Raw genomic sequence first — 5,777 nt, 5'->3', positions numbered from 1 at the left:
GATTCCCTTCCGCCAAGGGTGAGACTGAAAGTCGTGCTCGTCATGTTCGGCTTGTTTGCCCTCTGTAGCCTTTACATGATAGGTTCAGCCATCATCAACTTCGGAAACGGCAAGACCTCTAATATAGAGGTTGAGCATATTGAGAGTGTAAAGTTGCCCACCGCCAAGGGGCAGCAAGTGACCAACCAAAATGAATTGACACATGGAGAAGGAGAAGAATGACAAGGTGGAGCCGGATAAGGCTCCAAAGGAAAAGAAGCCTTTGACAGAGGAACAGCGTATCAAGCGCAACAAGATGATAGCCATACCGTGCATGTGTCTCGTCTGCGCATTGGTGTTATGGCTCATCTTCAAGCCGTCGGCATCAGAGGGTGAGAAAGGCAGCAAGGGATTCAACATGGAAATGCCCGATGCGGAGAAGACAGATGTAGAGGCAGACAAGCGCAAGGCATACTCCAAGGAGGATCTTGCCAACAAACAAAAGGAGAAAGGCAGAGCCATGAGCACCCTTGGGGAGTATATGCCAAGCATGGACTCCACGGCATCGGGGCAGGACAAGGACTTTGACCTGATGCAGTCTGGTGGACAGCCTACAAAGGCGGAAAAGCAGGAGGCGGATGCCATCCGCTCGTCTGCCGAAGCATACCAAACCTTGAACACGACCTTGGGCGGTTTCTATGAGCAACCACAGCAAGGGGGAAGCAGCGAAGATGCTGAGTTGAGGAAACGTCTTGACGAGCTGGAGGCAAGCATGATGCAACAGGAAAACAAGCGTTCCAATATGGACGAGCAAGTTGCCCTTATGGAGAAGTCCTATCAACTTGCGGCAAAGTACATGCCTGGTGGAAATGCCAATGCGGCAAGTCCTTCATCAGCAGAAACTGCAACAGAGGAAAACAAGGAAACTGTCACCAAGGGCAAGAAAGCCAAGGTTTCCCCTGTAAGGCAAGTGCAAAGGCGTGTAGTCTCGTCCTTGAACCGCCCCATGAGTAACGGGGAGTTTGTCGCCTCTTACTCGGAAAAGGCTTCGGCAAGGTTCAATACCGCCATCGGGAGAGGTGGTGTTTCCGACAAAAACACGATTTCTGCCTGCATCCACGGCAACCAGACCATAACGGACGGACAGGCAGTAAGGTTGAGATTGTTGGAATCTATGCGTGTCGGCAATAGGGAGATACCACGAAATTCTGTCATTGTCGGAGTGGCACGACTGCAAGGCGAAAGGCTTTCCATAGCCTTGAAGTCCATTGAGCACAACGGCATGATTATCCCGATTGAGCTTGCCGTCTATGACAATGACGGTCAGGAGGGCATCTTCATTCCGAAGTCGATGGAGGTTGACGCAGCCAAGGAAGTCGGTGCCAACATGGGAAGCTCGCTGAACAGCAGCATCAACATTTCCTCCAATGCCGGGGCACAACTTGCCTCCGACTTGGGAAAAGGTGTCATACAAGGCGTGTCGCAGTATATCTCCAAGAAGATGCGTACCGTCAAGATACACCTGAAGGCTGGCTACAGGGTCATGCTCTACCAAGAGGAAGATTAGCCGAAAGGCAACAACATTTATACCACTTAATCCAAAAGTTTAATTAAAAGCAAACTAAAATGAAGAAGACAACAATCATGTTCGCCCTTATGCTGGGTGTAGCCTGCACTGCATCAGCGCAGAAGACAGGCAAGAAAAAAGCGCAGAAGTCTGTAAAGACTGAGCAAGTAAGCAATGTTTCTTCCGGCCAGGAAGAGAGACTGACCTTGACCAAGGAGGTGTATCCGCAGAAGGAAGAGAACAGCAACCTCTATCACGGCTTGACCAAGAAGCTGACCTTCGACCGCATGATCCCACCTCATGGTTTGGAAGTGACTTATGACAAGACGGTTCATATTCTCTTTCCTGCCTCTGTCAAGTACGTTGACTTGGGTTCAGAGGATTTGATAGCTGGCAAGGCGGACGGTGCGGAGAATGTTATCCGTGTAAAAGCAGCCGTGAAGAACTTCAAAAAGGAGACCAATATGAGCGTCATCACGGAGGATGGCTCATTCTACACATTCAATGTGAAGTATGCCAAGGAACCGCTCATGCTCAATATCGAGATGGCTGACTTCATCCATGACGGTGAGGCGGTGAACCGCCCGAACAATGCGCAGGAGATTTATCTCAAGGAGTTGGGCAAGGAAAGTCCCATGCTGGTACACCTCATCATGAAGTCCATCCACAAGGAGAACAAACGCAAGGTGAAGCACATCGGCAGCAAGCGTTTCGGAATCCAGTACCTTTTGAAGGGCATCTATGTACACAGCGACTTGCTCTATTTCCACACAGAAATCAAGAACCAGAGCAACGTGCCGTTTGACGTGGACTATATCACATTCAAGGTTGTTGACAAGAAGGTGGCAAAAAGAACCACCATTCAGGAGCAGGTGCTTCTTCCTGTCCGTGCCTACAACTATGTGGTGCGTGTGGCTGGCAAGAAAACGGAGCAGACGGTGTTCTGCTTGCCGAAATTTACCATTCCAGACGACAAGGAGCTTGTCGTGGAGATGAACGAGAAGGAAGGCGGTCGCCATCAGTCGTTTGTCGTGGAGAACAGCGACTTGGTGCGAGCTTTGACAATCAACGAACTTAGCGTGAAGTAACGGATGAAAAGAAGAAACATTGCAATCATGGCGATGCTTGCCCTCACCGCAGGGCAGGCATTCGCCCAAAGATGTCTTCCTCAGATGAAAGGCATTGAGGTGAAGGTCGGCATGGCTGACGGAGTGTATAACGGCAAGAAGTCCTGCAAGGCTGGCTATTACGCAGGTCTCGGACTTTCAAGCTATACCAAGGGTGGTGACAAGTGGACGTATGGGGCGGAATATCTGCAAGTAAATCTGCCTTACCGTGAAACTTCCGTTCCAATAGCACAAATGACGGGCGAGTTCGGTTATTCCTACAACTTCCTTTCCGACAACAGTAAGACGGTGCTGTTCTATATCGGAGGTACGGCACTGGCTGGCTATGAGTCCGTAAACTGGGGCAAGAGAACCATGTCAGACGGAGCGACCTTGCAGAACAAGGGAGCGTTCATCTATGGCGGTGCCGTGGCATTGGAAACGGAAATATACCTGTCGGATGCAATAGCTTTGACCGCTTCCGTTAAGGAAAGGCTTGTTTGGGGCAACAGCACGGGACATTTCCACACGCAGTTTGGCATCGGCATGAAGTTCATCATCAACTAAAACAGTGAGCCTATGGACATCAATGAAATCAAACAAGTGCCTATCGTGGACTTTCTCTATATTCTCGGCATTGAGCCTGTCAAGCACAAGGCTTCGGGACTTTGGTATCATGCGCCATACCGCAACGACCGCAATCCTTCGCTTCGGGTATCAACGGACAAGAATGTCTGGTATGACTATGGCATCGCCAGAGGTGGTGACATCTTCAACCTCGCAGGGGAGTTCATCAACAGCAATGAGTTTGTGGCACAAGCCAAGTTCATATCTGAAACGCTTGGTGGCAGTTTCCCGACATCGTTTCCGCATTATCAAAGGATAGCGGAAAAGGCTGTGAAGGCGAAAGGCAATCCCTTTAGTGATATTGTGGAAAAGCCTTTGAGTCATCCTGCACTTCGTCAGTACTTGCGTGAGCGTGGCATATCGGCTGACGTGGCGAGCCGTTTCTGCTGTCAGGTGGAATACCGATACAATGGCAAACAGTTCTTTGCTGTCGGTTTCAAGAACAACAGCGATGGCTACGAGATACGCAACCGCTTCTTCAAAGGTTGCGTATCACCAAAGGACATCACTCTCATAGGCAGGAACAGCAACGTCTGCCATCTGTACGAGGGTTTTATGGATTTCCTCTCTGCCGTCATGCTCGGTATTGGTCGTGGTGAGGATCATATTGTCCTCAACTCTGTGGCTAATATGCAAAAGGTGCATCATCTTTTGGATGGCTATGCACAAGTGTACTGTCATTTGGACAATGACGAGGCTGGCGAGAATGCCTGTGTAGAATTGCAAAAGCGATATGGCGATAAGGTCATTGACCATTCGCATCTATACACTGGCTACAAGGACTTGAACGAGTACCTGATGAGCCATAAGACAAAAAAGTAACAATCATTCAAAAACATCAAGACAATGAAGAAGAACAATAAAATCAAGAAATCAGTGAGCGTGTTGGCATTCCTTTTCGTGTGTGCCGTGTCGGTAATCCTTTCATCGTGCAGCAATGAGCTGGACATTCAGCAGTCGTATCCGTTCAAGGTGGAGACGATGCCTGTACCAAAGGACATTGTGCGTGGACAGACTGTTGAAATCCGCTGCGAGTTGAAGGCGGAGGGCAAGTTTGACGGCACCATCTATACCATCCGCTATTTTCAGCATGACGGAAAAGGTTCGCTGAGAATGGAGAACGGAACGGTGTTCCAGCCTAACGACCGCTATCTGTTGGAGAACGAGAAGTTCCGTCTTTACTATACTTCGGCAAGTACGGAGACACAGACGCTGACCGTGGTGGTGGAGGACAACTTCGGCAAGTCATACGAAATGGAGTTCTGTTTCAACGACACAGACGACGAGGAAGAGTTTGCGAGAAGTGCCAACAAACTCGGTAGCGTATGAGGTTGATGATATTGTTAGCCTTGCTTCTTGTGTCGGGCAGCTTGTCTGCCCAGACGCAAGGGGCGATAAAGCGAGTTCGTCATGTGTCACGTTTTGAGTTGGCTGTCGCCTGCATCAAGAAGTACGAGGGTCTGCATGGACCGAAGCACCATCCTTATGTCGGATATGGACACAAGCTGTTGCCTGGAGAGAAGTTTTCTCCAAGGATGACGGAGCGGCAAGCCGATGCATTGCTGCGCTCTGACCTCAGAAAGCTCTGCGCCATGTTTCGTGGTTTCGGTCGTGACTCCCTGCTCTTGGCTGCACTTGCCTACAATGTGGGATGTGGAAAGGTGATGAAAAGCCGGATGTATGCCAAGATGCGAAGTGGCAACAGAAACATCTATCGTGACTATGTGGACTTCAAAAGGTGGAACGGAAAGATAGTGCCTTCCATCGAGCGAAGAAGAAAAATGGAGTATCTGCTCTTGTTTACTCCATAGAATAAGGTTTTATAAAATAGGACAGTCCTTTTGATTGGGGGCTGTCCTTTGTTCTTTGCAAGCATCGCAGATAAGGAAAAGACGGTTTCTTTGCCACTTTCTTTTCCGCTCCTCGGCTCATGAAAGAAAGTGGCGGAACGAATTTTCATCGCTCCGCCGATATGGATTTCATGTCGTTGCAACCATTCGTTGCTCTATAAGTCTTGCATTGCTGTTCACTAAGTTGATGATGTCGGCATGGTGCTCGGTGTCCTTGTTCTGTAGTCCGTGGCATTGTACGACTTTCATCTGTTCGAGTGAAAACTCCACGGTCTCAACCCTTTGTTCGGCTATTCTTGCAGAGAAGATGATGCAGTCGGGATTGAGTGAATAGTTTGTACCGCTGCCTACGCAATGATGCATCGCCTTACCCTCAAGAACGTGCTCCCTGACGCTTTCAAGCATTCTCACCACGATATTGCCGTCCGTGAACATCAAACCGAAGAAACGGCTCTTCATTTCCTTGAACTTGTCCTCGTTCTTCAATGCCTTGCGTATCTCCTCCTCGGTGCGCTCCTTTTCTTTCTTGGCTCTGATTTTCTCGGATATTCTGTCGTGCTCGGCTTCAAGGTTGTCGGGACAAATGTAATGTGGACTTCTGATGTCTTTGCCCATTTCTACCAACATACAGATGTAGTCTGCCCATTT

The 5,777-nt window shown here is 49.2% G+C and carries 8 protein-coding genes; 7 read left to right on the top strand and 1 reads right to left on the bottom strand.

From position 1 onward, the window contains the following. The 7 genes from EXN75_RS16875 to EXN75_RS16845 form a co-directional block, all read left to right on the top strand. A partial coding sequence (locus EXN75_RS16875) for a TraL conjugative transposon family protein (protein WP_134844703.1) occupies positions 1-222 on the top strand: 222 nt, incomplete at its 5' end. Next, a complete protein-coding gene (traM, locus tag EXN75_RS16870) occupies positions 203-1,546 on the top strand; it encodes a conjugative transposon protein TraM (RefSeq protein ID WP_134844702.1) in 1,344 nt (447 codons plus the stop codon). The genes EXN75_RS16875 and traM, both read left to right, overlap by 20 nt. Before the next feature lie 59 nt (positions 1,547-1,605). Next, positions 1,606-2,634, top strand: coding sequence for a conjugative transposon protein TraN (gene traN / locus EXN75_RS16865; protein WP_134844701.1), 1,029 nt, complete (start codon positions 1,606-1,608; stop codon positions 2,632-2,634). A 3-nt stretch (positions 2,635-2,637) separates the two neighbouring features. Next, positions 2,638-3,219 (top strand): conjugal transfer protein TraO, encoded by a 582-nt coding sequence (locus tag EXN75_RS16860; RefSeq protein ID WP_134844700.1) that lies wholly within the window; start codon positions 2,638-2,640, stop codon positions 3,217-3,219. Between the two features lie 12 nt (positions 3,220-3,231). Then, entirely contained in the window at positions 3,232-4,101 is an 870-nt protein-coding gene (locus EXN75_RS16855) for a toprim domain-containing protein (protein WP_134844699.1), read from the top strand. Positions 4,102-4,116: 15 nt separating this feature from the next. Beyond that, positions 4,117-4,608, top strand: a complete 492-nt coding sequence (locus EXN75_RS16850) for a DUF3872 domain-containing protein (RefSeq protein WP_408005976.1) — start codon at positions 4,117-4,119, stop codon at positions 4,606-4,608. Then, positions 4,605-5,090: a lysozyme gene (locus EXN75_RS16845; protein WP_134844697.1), complete on the top strand. Its 486-nt coding sequence runs from the start codon at positions 4,605-4,607 to the stop codon at positions 5,088-5,090. Before EXN75_RS16850 ends, EXN75_RS16845 begins: the two co-directional genes overlap by 4 nt. A 168-nt stretch (positions 5,091-5,258) precedes the next feature. Here the strand turns inward: EXN75_RS16845 and EXN75_RS16840 are convergent. Beyond that, positions 5,259-5,777: PcfJ domain-containing protein (locus EXN75_RS16840; protein ID WP_187349108.1), on the bottom strand; the 519-nt coding region annotated here is incomplete at its 5' end.

Origin of the sequence: Segatella hominis (assembly GCF_004535825.1) — a bacterium.
Classification (GTDB): Bacteria; Bacteroidota; Bacteroidia; order Bacteroidales; family Bacteroidaceae; genus Prevotella; species Prevotella hominis.
The sequence above is the reverse complement of the archived record's forward strand: the minus strand, read 5'-3'. Positions and strand labels throughout refer to the sequence as shown.

Bases quoted from the DNA above. Each gene is read 5' to 3' on its own strand.
- EXN75_RS16860 (WP_134844700.1), top strand. From the start codon at position 2,638: ATGAAAAGAAGAAACATTGCAATCATGGCGATGCTTGCCCTCACCGCA.
- traN (WP_134844701.1), top strand. From the start codon at position 1,606: ATGAAGAAGACAACAATCATGTTCGCCCTTATGCTGGGTGTAGCCTGC.
- EXN75_RS16845 (WP_134844697.1), top strand. From the start codon at position 4,605: ATGAGGTTGATGATATTGTTAGCCTTGCTTCTTGTGTCGGGCAGCTTG.
- EXN75_RS16855 (WP_134844699.1), top strand. From the start codon at position 3,232: ATGGACATCAATGAAATCAAACAAGTGCCTATCGTGGACTTTCTCTAT.
- traM (WP_134844702.1), top strand. From the start codon at position 203: ATGGAGAAGGAGAAGAATGACAAGGTGGAGCCGGATAAGGCTCCAAAG.